Origin of the sequence: Brevundimonas sp. (assembly GCF_013912065.1) — a bacterium.
Taxonomy (GTDB): Bacteria; Pseudomonadota; Alphaproteobacteria; order Caulobacterales; family Caulobacteraceae; genus Brevundimonas.
Window position 1 is genome coordinate 147,360 of record NZ_JACESA010000002.1, and the last position, 14,925, is coordinate 162,284.

Sequence of the window (14,925 nt, forward strand, 5' to 3'; positions counted from 1 at the left end):
TCTCCAGTAGCCTCGAATCAGTATGTCTCCTCGGGCGCGTTCAATTCATAGCAATGTCGCGATCTACGCTATCTCCTGTATTTGCACGCTACACTACTACGCCGATGAATCCTTGTTGAATCGGCCTAAAATCAGGCCCTTTTAATCATCCCCGTCCGGGGAAGGTCTGTCTCAGCCCCGTTGGAATCGGGGTTGTATGGCGGCGTCTCACCAAAATTCAGAAGGTTTTGCACGCGGTGCGCGGATGCTGCGCACCGCGCTCGGTCCCGCCATCGCACGCTATCTCGACGACGCCAGCATCGTCGAGGTGATGCTGAACCCTGACGGGCGGCTCTGGATCGACCGTCTTTCCGAGGGCCTGTCGGACACGGGCGAGCGGCTGTCGGCAGCGGATGGCGAGCGCATCGTCCGCCTGGTCGCCCACCATGTCGGCGCCGAGGTCCATGCCGGCGCGCCTCGTGTCTCGGCCGAGCTGCCGGAAACGGGAGAGCGGTTCGAGGGGCTTCTGCCCCCCGTCGTCGCCGCGCCGGCCTTCGCGATCCGCAAACCTGCCGTCGCCGTTTTCACCCTCGATGACTATGTCGCGGCCGGCATCATGTCGGCCGAGCAGGCGGAAGCACTCCGGCAAGGAGTCGCCTCGCGCGCCAACATCCTCGTCGCCGGCGGCACGTCGACCGGCAAGACGACCCTCACCAACGCGCTGCTCGCCGAGGTCGCCAAGACCGCCGACCGCGTCGTCATCATTGAGGACACGCGCGAGCTGCAATGCGGCGCGCCGAACCTTGTCGCCTTGCGCACGAAGGATGGCGTCGCCTCGCTCTCCGACCTCGTGCGCTCGTCGCTGCGTCTCCGCCCCGACCGTATTCCGGTCGGCGAGGTTCGCGGCGCGGAGGCGCTCGACCTGCTCAAGGCCTGGGGCACTGGCCACCCCGGCGGCGTCGGGACGATCCACGCCGGCAGCGGCATCGGCGCGCTGCGCCGCCTCGAACAGCTCATTCAGGAAGCGGTCGTCACCGTCCCGCGCGCCCTGATCGCCGAGACGATCGATCTCGTCGCGGTCTTGTCCGGCCGCGGCTCGCAGCGCCGGCTCGCCGAACTCGCCCGCGTCGAAGGGCTCGGTCCCGACGGCGACTACCGCGTCAGCCCCATCACCCCGAAGCCCCAAGAAGGAAAATCCGCATGATCTCGCATGCCCGCAGCTTGCCTCGCCGTCTGATGATGACGGCATCGGCCATCGTCATGAGCGTCGCGATGGCGCCCGCCGCCCACGCCTCCGGCTCGTCCATGCCGTGGGAACAGCCGCTCCAGCAGATCCTCCAGTCGATCGAAGGTCCAGTCGCGAAGATCATCGCGGTGATCATCATCATCGTCACGGGCCTGACGCTCGCCTTCGGCGACACGTCTGGCGGTTTCCGCCGGCTCATCCAGATCGTGTTCGGCCTGTCGATCGCGTTCGCGGCCAGCTCGTTCTTCCTCAGCTTCTTCAGCTTCGGCGGCGGAGCGCTGGTCTGATGGTGGGCGTCGCCGATCAGGACGTTCCGGGCTTCACGGTCACGGTCCACCGCGCACTGACCGAGCCGATCCTGCTCGGCGGCGCCCCGCGCGCCATCGCCATCATGAACGGGACGCTCGCGGGCGCTGTCGGGCTCGGCCTGCGCCTCTGGCTCGTCGGTATCGCGATCTGGGCGATCGGGCACGTCGCTGCCGTCTGGGCCGCCAAGCGCGACCCGCTCTTCGTCGATGTCGTGCGCCGGCATCTGCGCATCCCGGCACATCTCGCGGTTTGAGGGAGGGCGTCGCCATGATGAACCTCGCCGAATACCGCAACCGCAACAGCCGGCTCGCCGATTTCCTGCCCTGGGTGGCGCTGGTCGGCTCCGGCGTCGTCCTCAACAAGGACGGCAGCTTCCAGCGCACCGCCCAATTCCGCGGCCCCGATCTGGACTCGGCTGTCCCCGCTGAGCTGGTTGCCGTCGCCGGGCGCCTAAACAACGCCTTTCGTCGTCTCGGCTCCGGCTGGGCGATCTTCGTCGAGGCGCAGCGCCACCCCTCCAATCGCTATCCCGACAGCAGATTTGCCGATGCGGCCTCGGCGCTGGTCGATGCCGAGCGCAAGGCGGATTTCGAGGAAGCCGGCGCGCATTTCGAATCCAGCTACTTCATGACCTTCGCCTGGTTGCCGCCGGCCGAGGGCGCCGCGCGTGCCGAAACCTGGCTCTACGAGGGCCGTGAGACGTCGGGGATCGACCCGCGTGAGGCGCTGACCGGCTTTGCCGATCGCACCGACCGCATCCTGCGCCTGGTCGAAGCCTTCATGCCGGAGTGCCGCTGGCTCGACGACGCGGAGACCCTGACCTATCTGCACGGTTGCGTTTCGACCAAGCGCCATCGCGTCCGCGTTCCCGAGACGCCCATCTATCTCGATGCGCTGCTGGCCGATCAGCCGCTCGCGGGCGGGCTCGAACCCCGGCTTGGCGATCATCACGTCCGCGTCCTCACGATCACCGGGTTTCCGACGGCAACGACACCCGGTCTGCTCGACGAGCTGAACCGGCTCGCCTTTCCTTATCGCTGGTCGACCCGCGCCATCCTGCTCGACAAGACCGACGCGACCGAGTTGCTGACCAAGATCCGGCGGCAATGGTTCGCCAAGCGCAAGTCGATCGCGGCGATCCTCAAGGAGTTGATGACCAACGAGGCGTCCGTCCTCGTTGACACCGACGCCGCGAACAAGGCCGCCGACGCCGATATGGCGTTGCAGGAACTCGGCGCCGACTATGCCGGCATGGCCTATGTCACCGCGACGGTGACGGTCTGGGACGCCGATCCGCGCGCGGCCGACGAGAAGCTGCGACTGGTCGAGAAGGTCATCCAGGGCCGCGACTTCACCGCCATGGTCGAGACCGTCAACGCGGTCGATGCGTGGCTCGGCTCGCTGCCGGGCCATGTCTACGCCAATGTTCGGCAGCCGCCGATCTCCACGCTCAATCTCGCACACATGATCCCGCTTTCGGCGGTATGGGCGGGACCGGAACGGGACGAGCATTTTGCAGCGCCCCCACTGCTCTTCGGCAAGACCGAAGGCTCGACCCCGTTCCGGCTTTGCATCCATGTCGGCGATGTCGGCCACACGCTGATCGTCGGCCCGACCGGCGCGGGCAAGTCCGTGCTGCTCGCGCTGATGGCGCTTCAGTTCCGCCGCTATGCGCGCTCACAGGTCGTAGCCTTCGACTTCGGGGGCTCCATCCGTGCCGCAGCCCTCGCGATGGGCGGCGACTGGCACGATCTCGGCGGCGATCTCAGCGACGGCGCTTCCGACAGCGTCAGCCTTCAGCCGCTCTCGCGCATCCATGATGTGCCGGAGCGTGCCTGGGCCGCTGACTGGCTGGTAGCGATCCTCGTTCGCGAAGGCGTGACCATCACGCCGGAAGTGAAGGAACATCTCTGGACGGCGCTGACCTCTCTCGCCAGCGCGCCGGTCGAAGAGCGGACCCTGACGGGCCTCGTCGTGCTGCTCCAGTCGAACGATCTGAAGCAGGCGCTCCGGCCGTATTGCGTTGGCGGTCCCTATGGCCGTCTGCTCGATGCCGAGCACGAATATCTCGGCACGGCATCGGTCCAGGCGTTCGAGACCGAGGGGCTGATCGGCACCGGCGCGGCGCCGGCCGTCCTCGCGTATCTCTTCCATCGCATCGATGATCGGCTCGATGGCTCGCCGACGCTGATCATCATCGACGAGGGCTGGCTTGCGCTCGACGACGAGGGATTCGCCGGCCAGCTCAGAGAGTGGCTGAAGACGCTCAGGAAAAAGAACGCCAGCGTCATCTTCGCCACGCAATCACTGTCGGACATTGACGGCTCGGCGATCGCGCCCGCGATCATCGAAAGCTGCCAGACCCGTCTGCTGCTCCCGAACGAGCGGGCGATAGAGCCGCAGATCACCGCGATCTACCGGCGTTTCGGTCTCAACGATCGCCAGATCGAGATCATCGCGCGTGCAATGCCGAAGCGCGACTACTACTGCCAGTCACGGCGCGGCAATCGCCTCTTCGAACTCGGCCTGTCCGATGTCGCGCTCGCGCTCTGCGCCGCGTCCGCCAAGACGGATCAGACGGCCATCGCTCGCATCGTCGCCGAGCACGGCCGCGACGGCTTCCTCACCGCCTGGCTGCACCACCGCGATGTCGGCTGGGCGGCGGATCTCGTTCCCACCCTCAACACCCAAGGAGAATTGATATGAAACTGCGCCATTCCCGCGCAGCGCGCTTTGCCGCCGCGCTGCTGACCGCTCCGATCGCGCTCGCGCCAATGATGGCGACGCCCGCGCACGCCATCATCGTCTACGACCCGACCAACTATGCGCAGAACGTCCTTCAGGCGGCCCGCGCGCTGGAGCAGATCACCAACCAGATCACGTCGCTTCAGAACGAGGCGCAGATGCTGATCAATCAGGCGCGCAATCTGACCAGCCTGCCGTTCTCCGCGCTCCAGCAGTTACAGCAGTCGGTCCAGAAGACTCAAGCGCTCCTCAGCCAGGCGCAGAACATCGCCTACGACGTCCAGAAGATCGACCAGATGTTCCAGCAGAAATACGGGAACGTCTCGATGTCGGCGAGCGATCAGCAACTCGTCTCCGATGCGCGCTCGCGCTGGCAGAACACCGTCGGCGGCTTGCAGGACGCAATGCGCGTGCAAGCTGGTGTCGTAGGCAACATCGACACCAACCGCGCGCAGATGTCGGCGCTGGTCGGCCAGAGCCAGGGCGCGACCGGCGCGCTGCAGGCGACGCAGGCCGGCAACCAGCTCCTCGCGCTTCAGGCTCAGCAGCTCGCCGATCTCACCGCCGTCGTCGCGGCGAATGGGCGCGCGCAGATGCTGACCGAAGCCGAGCGCGCGGCCGCTGCCGAACAGGGCCGCGAACAGCGTCGCCGCTTCCTGACACCGGGCGCGGGCTACCAGCCCGGCAATGCCCAGATGTTCAACAACCGGAACTGAGCGGGGGCGATCGCCATGGACGGCAAAATGTTCGCCCGGCTCGGCGCCGTCGTCTTCGTCGGGCTCGCCATCACCGCAACCGTCATCGAGCTGACCCGGAAAGAGGAGGAGCCGGAGGTCCGCTCGCTGGCCCTCCGACCTAGCGTCGATGTCGAGGCCCTCCAGCGTCAGCTTCGCGGATGCCGGGATATAGGCGAGGCCGCGATCCGTGATCCGGCCTGTCTCAAGCTCTGGGCCGCCAATCGCGACCGCTTCCTGGGCCAGAACCCGAAAGCGCAGCGGACGGCCTCGCCGGATGCGCCGACCCCGACCGCGACGATCGCGCCAGCGCCGGCGCCCGACCCGGCACTCAAGGAAACCGCGCCGGTCATTCAGCCGGAGCCCGCGCGTCCGGGGACGCACTGACATGGGCGGCACCGGCGTTATCGACAACTTCCTGGGCGTCTTCACCCGCTACATCGATTCAGGCTTTGGCCTGCTCGGCGGGGAAGTCGCCTTCATCGCCACGACGCTCATCGTCATCGATGTGACGCTGGCCGCCCTGTTCTGGAGCTGGGGCGCCGATGACGACATCGTCGCCCGCCTCGTGAAGAAGACGCTGTTCGTCGGCGTCTTCGCCTATCTGATCTCCAACTGGAACAATCTCGCCCGCATCGTCTTCGAGAGCTTCGCCGGTCTCGGTCTGAAAGCTTCGGGGACCGGCTTCTCCGTCACCGATCTCCTGCGTCCCGGCAAGGTCGCACAGACCGGCCTCGATGCCGGTCGGCCGCTGCTCGAATCCATCTCGAACCTGATGGGCTGGGTCGCCTTCTTCGAGAACTTCATCCAGATCGCCTGCCTGCTGTTCGCCTGGGCGCTGATCCTGCTCGCCTTCTTCATCCTCGCGGTCCAGCTCTTCGTCACCTTGATCGAGTTCAAGCTGACGACGCTCGCCGGCTTCGTGCTGATCCCGTTCGGCCTCTTCGGCAAATCCGCCTTCATGGCCGAGCGCGTGCTGGGCAACGTCATTTCCTCCGGCATCAAGGTGCTGGTGCTCGCCGTCATCATCGGCATCGGCTCCACCTTGTTCTCGCAGTTCACGCAAGGCTTCGGCGGCCAGACCCCGACGATCGACGACGCTATGGCGATCGTGCTCGCCGCGCTCTCGCTTCTCGGTCTCGGCATCTTCGGACCCGGCATCGCCAACGGCCTCGTCTCGGGCGGGCCGCAGCTCGGCGCTGGCGCCGCGGCTGGTGTTGGCGTCGCAGCCGGCGGCATGGTCGCGGCAGGCGCTGCGTCAGTCGGCACCGTCGCCTCTGGCGGCGCGGCCCTCGCCAGTGGCGCGGCCGCCGCTGCGCGCGGCGGCGCTGCCGTCGCTGGTGGCGCTTCCACCGCCTACAGCCTCGGCGCAGCCGGTCAGTCGGGCGCGTCGGGCATTGCATCCGGCCTCGGCAATGTGGCGAGCACCGGCGCGAAGGCCGCTGCCTCGCCGCTGAAGCGCGCCGTGTCCCGTGCGTCCGACAGCCTCAAGTCCAGCTTCGACGCCGGCTCCCGTGCCGCGACCGAGATCTCCGGCGGCGCATCCAGTGACGGCGGCGCGACGGAAGCCGCGCCCGCTGCAACCGCGGCTGCCACCCGCGACGGTCCGCCTGCCTGGGCCAAGCGCATGAAACGCTCGCAGCAACTCGCCCACGGCGTCCAGGCAGCCGCCCATGCCGTCAAATCCGGCGACAGCCATGGCGGCGGCTCTTCCGTCAACCTCTCCGAAAGCGACTGACTATGAACTTCTTCAAACGACCATCGACCCACTACGGGAAGGCACCACAACCCGAAACGCCCTATCAACGCGCCGCACAGGTCTGGGACGACCGGATCGGTTCCGCCCGCGTGCAGGCTCGCAACTGGCGTTATATGGCCTTCGGCTGCCTGGCCCTTTCGGCCGGCCTGTCGGGCGGCCTCGTCTGGCAGTCGGCCAGCGGCACCATCGTTCCCTGGGTTGTGCAGGTCGACAAGCTCGGCCAGGCGCAGGCGATCGCCCCCGCCATCGCCGACTATCGGCCGTCCGATCCGCAGATCGCGTTCCATCTTGCCCGCTTCATCGAGCAGGTTCGCTCGATCCCGGCCGACGCGATCATCGTGCGGCAGAATTGGCTGCGCGCCTACGAGTTCACCACACAGGGCGGCGCGCTCGCCCTCAATGACTATGCCCGCGCCAACGACCCCTTCACCAAGGTCGGCAAGCAACAGGTCGCCATTGAGGTGTCGAGCGTCATCAGGGCCTCCCCTGACTCATTCCGTGTGGCCTGGATCGAGCGCCGCTATCAGGACGGATCGCTCGCCGCGACCGAGCGCTGGTCCGCCATCCTCACCATTGTCGTGCAAACGCCGCGCGACGCCGAAAAGCTTCGAGCCAATCCGCTCGGAATCTACGTCAACGCCATCAACTGGTCGAAGGAGCTTGGACAATGACGCCTGCCTTCCGCACAGCCGGAAAGCCGGCTCTCAGTAAATCCTCGCTTGCGCTTCTGCTGGCCTGCACCTCGACTCTCGCCGGCTGCGCGACCAACACGCCGCCGCCCGAGATCAGCTATGATAACGCCGCGCCCGCCATGCAGACGGTCGACCCGCCGTCGCCGGTACGCATCGTCGAGCTGCCAAGGCCCTTGCCGCTTCCCGGCCAGATGAAGCCGGTGGACGGAGCGCGCCAGCCGGCCGAGGCCGCCGATCCCGCCGCTCGCGTCAATCAGGCCAATGCACAGGCGCGCGTGCAGCCGGTGCGCAACGGCTTCATCAACTCGATGCAGGTCTATCCCTTCACGCAAGGGGCGCTCTATCAGGTCTACACGGCGGTCGGGCAGATCACGGACATCGCGCTCCAGCCCGGTGAGCAGCTCGTTGGCGCCGGCCCCGTCGCCGCCGGCGACACCGTGCGCTGGATCATCGGCGACACCGAGAGCGGCACCGGCGCGGCGAAACAGGTTCACATCCTGGTCAAGCCGACGCGGCCTGATCTGATGACGAACCTCGTCATCAACACCAACCTGCGCACCTATTATATGGAGCTGCGGTCCACGTCCTCGACCTATATGGCGTCGGTCTCCTGGCAATACCCGCAGGATCAGCTCATCGCTTTGCGCCGCCAGAATGCGCAGGCGGAGGCCGCGCAGCCCGTGTCGACCAGCGTCGATCTCTCCCGCGTCAACTTCCGCTATGAGGTGACGGGCGACCGCGCGCCGTGGCGGCCGCTTCGTGCCTTCGACGACGGCCGGCAGGTGTTCATCGAATTCCCGCGCGGCATCGGCCAAGGCGAGATGCCGCCGCTGTTCGTCGTCGGTCCCGAGGGCGCGACATCCGAACTCGTGAACTATCGCGTGCGCGGCAACTACATGGTCGTCGACCGGCTGTTCGCCGCCGCCGAGCTGCGCTTCGGCGCCGACCGCAACCAAAAGCGTGTGCGGATCTCGCGCACCGACGGAAGGCCGGCGTCATGAGCGAGATCGAACCCGGAAAGGAGAAAGGTCCGGAGCCGTCCAGCGAAGACGGCGCCCTGCCGCTTACCGGCGGGCCGGCCGCGCCGATGCGTCTGCGCCCGGAACCGCCGCGCGTGACGCGGCTATCGCGCAAGGTTCTGGCCGGTCTCGGCCTGGTCGCCAGCGTCGGGATCGGCGGTGCGCTGATCTACGCCCTGCAAATTCAGGGCGGGCGCAAGGGCAACGAAGAGCTTTATGCGACCGACAATCGTGCGACCCCGGACGGCCTCAACAGCCTGCCGCGTGACTATACCGGGCCGGTGCTCGGCCCGCCGTTACCCGGCGATCTGGGTCGGCCGATCCTCAACGCACAGAATGCCGTGCCGCCGCCATCGATCGCGACGCCCAATCCCGGCATCAGCGCCGAGGAGCAACGGCGGCTTCAGGAGCTGGAATCGGCCCGGACGGCCCGACTGTTCGCTTCGACCGAGACGCGCAGCGTCTCGACGCAGCCCGCGGCGACCGCAACGCCGACCATCGCACCCACGCCCGATCTCACAAACCTTGGCCTGGCGCCGCAACCGGCGACGCCGACCGCACAGGACCGCCAGCACGCATTTCTCAACCAGGCGCCGGACAAGCGCACGGTCTCGCCCGACCGTGTGGCCGCGCCGGCGTCGGCGAATGTGCTGCAGGCCGGCGCCTTCATTGCGGCGGCCCTCATCACCGGCATTCGCTCTGATCTTCCCGGCCAGATCACCGCCCAGGTGACGGAGAACATTTACGACAGCCCGACCGGCAAGATTCTGCTCGTTCCGCAGGGCACGCGCATCATCGGCCAGTACGACAACGGCGTCGGCTTCGGGCAGCGCCGCGTCCTGCTTGTCTGGAACCGGCTGATCTTCCCGAACGGCCGCTCGATCGTGCTTGAGCGCCAGCCCGGCGCGGACGCAGAAGGGTATGCCGGCCTCGAGGATGGCGTCGATTATCACTGGGGCGAGCTGTTCAAGGCGGCTGCTCTATCGACGCTGCTGAGCATCGGCGCGCAGACGGGATCATCGGGTGATGAGAGCGATATCGTTCGAGCTCTGCGCCAGGGCGCGGGCGAGAGCATCAGCCAGGCAGGGCAACAGATCGTCAACCGCCAGCTCAACATAGCGCCGACACTGACGGTCCGACCGGGCTTCCCCGTCCGCGTCATCGTCACGCGCGATCTCGTGCTCGAACCGTACGGAGGCTGAGATGGCCAAGCTGAAATTGGGACCGATCGCCGACGAAAAGCCGGTGAAAGTAACGCTTGAACTGCCCGCTAACTTGCATCGAGATCTCGCCGCCTATGCCAGCATCCTCGCCAGCGAGACCGGGCGGTCTGCAGCCGACCCGATCCGCCTGATCGTGCCGATGCTGGAACGCTTCATGGCGACTGATCGTGGGTTCGCGAAAGCGCGGCGATCAAATCCAGCTCACTGATCCTGCGAGGCATTTAACTCGGTCTTGCGGCTCCGGCGCGCCTTCGCAATGCTCAAGAAGCGCCGGAAAGCAGGATTATCGTTACGGGGTGACCAAACCGCCGCAAACGGGATCACTTCATCCGAAATCAGCCTCTGCACAATCCCAAGGCTACATCTCTCGGCCATGGACTCGGTAGCCAAGAGTATACCGCGGCCAATCGCCACTAAGGTCAATAGGTTATCGCAGCCAACATTTTGAGCCAGAACGGTTGGCCTGTATCCGACTTCGGCCAAGCGCTTCGTCAGGAGACCGTGTAATTCTTGGCGCAGGCCAGTTTCGGCTATGAAGAAGATCTCTCTTGTCAGATCCGGCCAAGACAGTTCCGCTCGATTAGATAAAGGGTGATCTTGAGGCAAAATCGTATAGATCCGCTCTGACCAAAGCGGCATGGAGTCGCACTCGCAACAAGGAAATGTGTCAGTGATGAAGGCTATGTCAAGATCAAAGTCTCGGATGGCTTTGATATGTGTTGTCGGATCGCCTTCGACAAGTTCGATCTGTACGCCTTCATGGTTTGTACTGAATTCTCCAAGAAGATCCTTCAGAAAGCTGCTGGCAATCGGAGCCACCAACCCGATACGTAAAAGGCCCTCTACACCACATCCAGTTAGGGAAACATCGCTTAGGCCGTCGTCAACCTGTTTAAGAATGGCTTGCGCTTTCCCCCTAAACCTCTCTCCAGCAACAGTGAGCCGGACTCCTCCGTTGGTGCGTTGAAACAGTGATACACCAAGTTGATCTTCAAGGTCGCGTATGCAGCGACTGATTGTAGACTCCTGAATGCCAATAGAATTGCTGGCCTTACGAAAACTTCCATTCTTTGCAGATTCCAAGAAATATCTCAGATGGCGCAGCTCTGGGAAATTCCGACGCCTCGCCATCTTGGAGTTTCTCACTCTGGATTTGGCATATTAATGTGATTTCCATTTGCCGAGCGGCTAGATGGAAATTGCAGTCCGACTGCAATTCGATTCCAGCTGTTTATCGTTCCAATTGTCGCAATGAGATAGACAATCTCTGCGGAAGTGAAGACCGTTTCAGGTGAGGCCTCGACGTTGGTGATTGCGTCGTTCAACGACGTTAGCTTCTCCGTCAGTGCAAGTGCAGCGCGCTCCCGCGGATTAAAGAGATCTGTTTTCCTCCACTCGGAGAGAAACTCGATCTTTTCCTCTGAAATTCCTATCTTGCGTGATATTGACAGATGCAATTCAATACAAAAATCACAGCCGTTCAATTGTGACGCGCGCAACTTTATCAATTCCGTCAACGTTTTTTCTAGGCCGGAACTGTCGACAGTTTTGCTGATTGCCAGAAGCGCATCACGAATTGAGGCGGCTTGCACACCGAATTCTTCATAAGTCATGGTCATTACAACGCCTCATATTTCAGGGTGAGAAACAACGCCTGTTCCCACCTTTGCTTGCTGCCGACTGAGCAATGTGATGCGCACTAGGCAGAGTAATGCGATCACAAGAAAATAGAGCCATGCCACATGACCCAAAGGAGAGGTTAAGACGGATACAAAGGACGCTATGGAGAACATCGCGACCACCATCCACAGGAACGGGTGACTGGCGGATACTGGATGCATCTCCATCCAGATCAAAACACTGGCGAGGCCAAACCACAAAAGAGTAGGGGCATGCCAAGTGACACGGATTACCAGCCATGTTTGCTCAACTGAGCCGCGTGGCGTCGGCAGGTCTTTGACAAACTTTAATGGGCTTATGAGAGCAAGCTCGCCCATAATCGAGTGAGCGAGCCCGACCGCGATGATCAGCAGAGCGGCTGTCATCAGATGCGGAAACCGTCGATGCAGCAGGTGACTTACCAGGAAGGACGCGGCGACAATTAGGACGCCTATTCCCACAAATGCGATCATCGCCGGATCTCCCAGCGTAGTAATTTTACCGTTTTAGAGCAGGTAGATGGCATGATCGTTCTCATCTAGGGATTGTCGGGTGAACATAGCCCGAGAGTGCGCGGGAAATGAGAAAGCGAATGCCATGTTTATGGATCGGGAGAATGGTTTTGAGGTAGATTTCGCCCGCGCGATTGTGGGTGACGCAGACAGTAGAGACGGTTGCGAATTGCCCGCCGTTCTCAACGCTCTTCAGCACGGAAACCCGAAAATCCAAGTGCTTGTTGTCGCGCCCTGCGACGAGCTCGTCACCTGTTAACGTGAAGATGGGCCAAGCCCAGATGGTCTCGCCGACCCTGTACGTTGTTCGGCGTGCGTTCGAAAGAACGTCGGCGACAAGCGGTGTTTCAATACCGAATGGCTTCACCGCGATGTTTCTCAGAATGATGGCGGCTTTCATCCACCCTGGCTTCCCACCGAAGATGCCGAGAAAGATATCGGTGACAGTCATGTCGGCCACCGGCAGCTCGAACCTGTAAGATTCTACGAGACTGGCACGGCTGACGAAATCTGCATGGATCTCAGAGTGCGAAGGGAAATCGACACTCGTCCATCGTGATGCCGAAAGTGCTTCGTTAAGGCTCGGTCGATCCATTCAGTCATCTCCTGCGCGTGCAGAAGGCAGTCGATTTGCCGCAGCGTCCAGCAATGCCCGAGAGTACAAACAATGAAACCCAGTCAGAGCCCGGTAGCCAATGCCGATCCTGCTGCGTCCCTCCGCCGGCACGACGGCGGAGCCGAAATAGAGCGTGGTGTCCCCGCGCTTGGTTTCGATCATAAACCAGGATCTCGTGTTGCCCGACTTGTCGTTCAACATGATCTGATCTGGCTGGCGCGCCTCCACCTGCCAGACGGAAAAGCGTGACACCTCTCCGAGCGCCAGTCGGCGTGCATCCTGGTCGCTTGTGGCATAGCCAAACAGACCGAGAAGCCAGCGCTCGATCTTGAAAAGCGGCGTCGTGTAAAAGGCTTCGACATAATTCGTAAAATCAACATGTCCGGCAACTGTTACGGCGAAGCAGTCCGTGTAGACGCCCTCTCTTTGATAGGCGGCCAACAATGCAGTGGTCGGTAGTTCGCGAGCGGCGACCGATGACATCCTCCTCAATCGGGCAGGTCCGGATGTAGTCGAGGAGCCAGGCCTTTGATGCTCATTTGGGATCATTTCGATCGCTCCAGGGCGCCGGTCGGCCAAAGACAAAGCCGATACCTTGAAGATGTTGAACGAATTCCGGTTGGAAGCCGAGGCGCTGGTAGACCGGATGGCGGATGGTAAGACGATCCTCCGCGCCGAAGCGCCGTATGGACTGCTTCTCGCTGAAGGAATGGGTTTGGCAGATGACAACCGGACCCGACGAGGGGCCGCCGGTTCCGATGACGGGAACCGTCAGATAGGGCTTGCGCATGGAGGCGAACATGTTGCTGAAACCGATATGCCGCATAATCTGCCAGAAGGTGCGCATTGACTGGCGCTGGCCAATGCTCAACTCGCCATCTGCGATCAGGTGACCATCCTCTGACGGAAACTGGAAGTTGATCCGCTTCTTGCCTATCGTGATATCGCTGTGAGATATCTTCGCGTCCAAGCACAGATGCTCGCGGTTATAGCGCACGACACGCTCTGTGCTGTTCCACAATCCATGGCACACCATACGTGCGGGCGAGGCGGTGACGAGCGTGCGAAGAACGGCGTAGGGGCTGGCGGGAACTGGCTCGATGGGACGTGGTGCGGCAAAGAGCGAGATCTGGAGCTCGTGATGCGGTCCAAGATTGGCTTTAGAGAAATCGCAGATCCAGATCGCCGCGAGCGCGCGCCCTTGCGAATCGACAACTGGCACAAGGTCGGCTGGGGCCAGGAGCTCGGATGCGACCTTCGCTTCAACGGTCCCGCCTACCAGAAGCATTGTTCCATCCATGACGTGGTAGGGGGTTGAAAGCGCCTCGCCTGAAATGGTTACTTCGCCATCCAGCGGATGATCTCGAAAGAGGATGCCCTTGTCGTTCATTGTAATTCCGTGCCCAGATCAGGTGGAGTTGTTTCTTGCGTTGATCTCGGCGCCAGCAACCGCATGAAAGTGCTGTATAGACGCTCCATTTCCACTGCGTTTTTGCCGAGTCCGGTCGCGGTGAGGCCAATAAAGGCGGCGTTTTCGATGATGGCCAGATCTCTGGCGTCTTCGGGGGTGAAGTTGCCGCTGGCAAGATGCAGGTCGGCAAGATAGGAAATACGGATCTGGTCGATCTCGGCAACCATCTGCTCGACTTCCTGGTTCTTCTCGGCAAGTCGTCGCATGCCATGGCCGATCCTAGGATCGAGATGGATGACGATGCGATTAAGGTGCTCCATTCGCTGCTGAGGCTCGGCTTCGGCTTCAACGCGTTCGATCACGTTTTCGGTGTAACGTTTGCGCCAATGCACGGCTAATGCGGTGATGAACTCGTCGTGACTTTGGAAATGCGCGTAGAAGGAGCCCTTCGTTTTTCCGGCGCGTAGACAAAGTCCGTCGATTGTCAGGGAATCAGGGCCGCCCTCAGCCAAGGTTTCAAGGCCGAAATCGAGCCAATCCATTACAGACATTCGAAGTCTTCCTGCCTTGCTCATGTCAGGAGGCCCGCAATGCCGAGAAGCCCCAGACCGAGAAACAGGATCCATTGGCCGAATTCCTTCATCGGCAGGCGAAAGATCGCGATCTGAATGACGTTGAGAAGCGCGAACAGGAATGACATGCCCGTCGCCAGCACCGCCAGATCCGAACTTGCGCCAGATCGCGAGGCATAAGCGAAAGCGGCTGCCAGCGCCGCTATGGTAATGGTGACGAGATGCCAGCAGTAATAGTGGGTGTACTTTGCGCTTCGATTAATCTCCGTCGAAGCCAGAAGTGGCCGCACTGCTTCACGACCTCCGGCGACAACGTGGATTACACAAATAAGCGCCGCTACACCCGCAGCAGAAAGGAACCATGCGTTCAAATTCACTTCTCCAGATATCCATGTAACAGTACCATACCGTATTGTACTAAAGCGAGCAAGCATCAGGGTTGATATTTT

19 protein-coding genes are annotated in these 14,925 nt (G+C 62.6%); 11 read left to right on the forward strand and 8 right to left on the reverse strand.

Annotated features, from left to right (window positions below; translation table 11 throughout):
* Window positions 1–196: 196 nt before the first annotated feature.
* Genes trbB through H2037_RS02620 form a run of 11 tightly spaced genes read left to right on the forward strand, consistent with a single transcriptional unit; the run spans window position 197 to window position 9,914 of the window.
* Window positions 197–1,183 (forward strand): P-type conjugative transfer ATPase TrbB, encoded by a 987-nt coding sequence (gene trbB, locus H2037_RS02570; RefSeq protein ID WP_292117345.1) that lies wholly within the window; start codon window positions 197–199, stop codon window positions 1,181–1,183.
* The gene (locus tag H2037_RS02575) at window positions 1,180–1,512 is read left to right on the forward strand and encodes a TrbC/VirB2 family protein (RefSeq protein WP_223727212.1); all 333 of its coding nucleotides are present in this window, start codon (window positions 1,180–1,182) and stop codon (window positions 1,510–1,512) included. Before trbB ends, H2037_RS02575 begins: the two co-directional genes overlap by 4 nt.
* A complete protein-coding gene (locus tag H2037_RS02580; RefSeq protein ID WP_110781228.1) occupies window positions 1,512–1,787 on the forward strand; it encodes a VirB3 family type IV secretion system protein in 276 nt (91 codons plus the stop codon). The genes H2037_RS02575 and H2037_RS02580 overlap by 1 nt, the downstream gene beginning before the upstream one ends.
* Window positions 1,788–1,801: 14 nt before the next feature.
* On the forward strand, window positions 1,802–4,240 hold the full coding sequence (trbE, locus tag H2037_RS02585; RefSeq protein WP_292117353.1) for a conjugal transfer protein TrbE: 2,439 nt from the start codon (window positions 1,802–1,804) through the stop codon (window positions 4,238–4,240).
* Window positions 4,237–4,995, forward strand: coding sequence for a P-type conjugative transfer protein TrbJ (gene trbJ, locus H2037_RS02590; RefSeq protein WP_292117356.1), 759 nt, complete (start codon window positions 4,237–4,239; stop codon window positions 4,993–4,995). Before trbE ends, trbJ begins: the two co-directional genes overlap by 4 nt.
* Before the next feature lie 15 nt (window positions 4,996–5,010).
* On the forward strand, window positions 5,011–5,400 hold the full coding sequence (gene trbK-alt / locus H2037_RS02595; protein WP_292117359.1) for a putative entry exclusion protein TrbK-alt: 390 nt from the start codon (window positions 5,011–5,013) through the stop codon (window positions 5,398–5,400).
* A gap of 1 nt (window position 5,401) precedes the next feature.
* The gene (trbL, locus tag H2037_RS02600) at window positions 5,402–6,751 is read left to right on the forward strand and encodes a P-type conjugative transfer protein TrbL (RefSeq protein ID WP_292117361.1); all 1,350 of its coding nucleotides are present in this window, start codon (window positions 5,402–5,404) and stop codon (window positions 6,749–6,751) included.
* 2 nt (window positions 6,752–6,753) lie between these two features.
* Window positions 6,754–7,443: a conjugal transfer protein TrbF gene (trbF, locus tag H2037_RS02605; RefSeq protein ID WP_292117363.1), complete on the forward strand. Its 690-nt coding sequence runs from the start codon at window positions 6,754–6,756 to the stop codon at window positions 7,441–7,443.
* On the forward strand, window positions 7,440–8,465 hold the full coding sequence (gene trbG, locus H2037_RS02610) for a P-type conjugative transfer protein TrbG (protein WP_292117366.1): 1,026 nt from the start codon (window positions 7,440–7,442) through the stop codon (window positions 8,463–8,465). The genes trbF and trbG overlap by 4 nt, the downstream gene beginning before the upstream one ends.
* Complete coding sequence (locus H2037_RS02615) at window positions 8,462–9,685, forward strand: TrbI/VirB10 family protein (RefSeq protein ID WP_292117369.1); 1,224 nt, start codon at window positions 8,462–8,464, stop codon at window positions 9,683–9,685. Before trbG ends, H2037_RS02615 begins: the two co-directional genes overlap by 4 nt.
* Window position 9,686: 1 nt before the next feature.
* The gene (locus H2037_RS02620; RefSeq protein WP_292117372.1) at window positions 9,687–9,914 is read left to right on the forward strand and encodes a DUF2274 domain-containing protein; all 228 of its coding nucleotides are present in this window, start codon (window positions 9,687–9,689) and stop codon (window positions 9,912–9,914) included.
* Here the strand turns inward: H2037_RS02620 and H2037_RS02625 are convergent.
* The 8 genes from H2037_RS02625 to H2037_RS02660 form a co-directional block, all read right to left on the reverse strand.
* On the reverse strand, window positions 9,908–10,837 hold the full coding sequence (locus H2037_RS02625) for a LysR family transcriptional regulator (RefSeq protein ID WP_292117374.1): 930 nt from the start codon (window positions 10,835–10,837) through the stop codon (window positions 9,908–9,910). The genes H2037_RS02620 and H2037_RS02625 overlap by 7 nt on opposite strands.
* 11 nt (window positions 10,838–10,848) lie before the next feature.
* Complete coding sequence (locus H2037_RS02630) at window positions 10,849–11,325, reverse strand: carboxymuconolactone decarboxylase family protein (RefSeq protein WP_292117378.1); 477 nt, start codon at window positions 11,323–11,325, stop codon at window positions 10,849–10,851.
* A 9-nt stretch (window positions 11,326–11,334) separates the two neighbouring features.
* Window positions 11,335–11,838, reverse strand: coding sequence for a hypothetical protein (locus H2037_RS02635; RefSeq protein WP_292117381.1), 504 nt, complete (start codon window positions 11,836–11,838; stop codon window positions 11,335–11,337).
* A gap of 61 nt (window positions 11,839–11,899) precedes the next feature.
* Complete coding sequence (locus H2037_RS02640) at window positions 11,900–12,472, reverse strand: DUF2867 domain-containing protein (RefSeq protein WP_292117384.1); 573 nt, start codon at window positions 12,470–12,472, stop codon at window positions 11,900–11,902.
* Entirely contained in the window at window positions 12,473–12,976 is a 504-nt protein-coding gene (locus tag H2037_RS02645) for a DUF2867 domain-containing protein (protein ID WP_292117387.1), read from the reverse strand. It lies immediately after the preceding gene.
* Between the two features lie 52 nt (window positions 12,977–13,028).
* Window positions 13,029–13,883, reverse strand: coding sequence for a hypothetical protein (locus H2037_RS02650; RefSeq protein ID WP_292117390.1), 855 nt, complete (start codon window positions 13,881–13,883; stop codon window positions 13,029–13,031).
* Window positions 13,880–14,446 carry a TetR/AcrR family transcriptional regulator gene (locus H2037_RS02655; protein WP_292117391.1) on the reverse strand — a complete coding sequence of 189 codons (567 nt, stop codon included), beginning with the start codon at window positions 14,444–14,446 and terminating at the stop codon, window positions 13,880–13,882. The genes H2037_RS02650 and H2037_RS02655 overlap by 4 nt, the downstream gene beginning before the upstream one ends.
* Window positions 14,447–14,475: 29 nt before the next feature.
* Entirely contained in the window at window positions 14,476–14,847 is a 372-nt protein-coding gene (locus H2037_RS02660; protein WP_292117392.1) for a hypothetical protein, read from the reverse strand.
* Window positions 14,848–14,925: the final 78 nt, after the last annotated feature.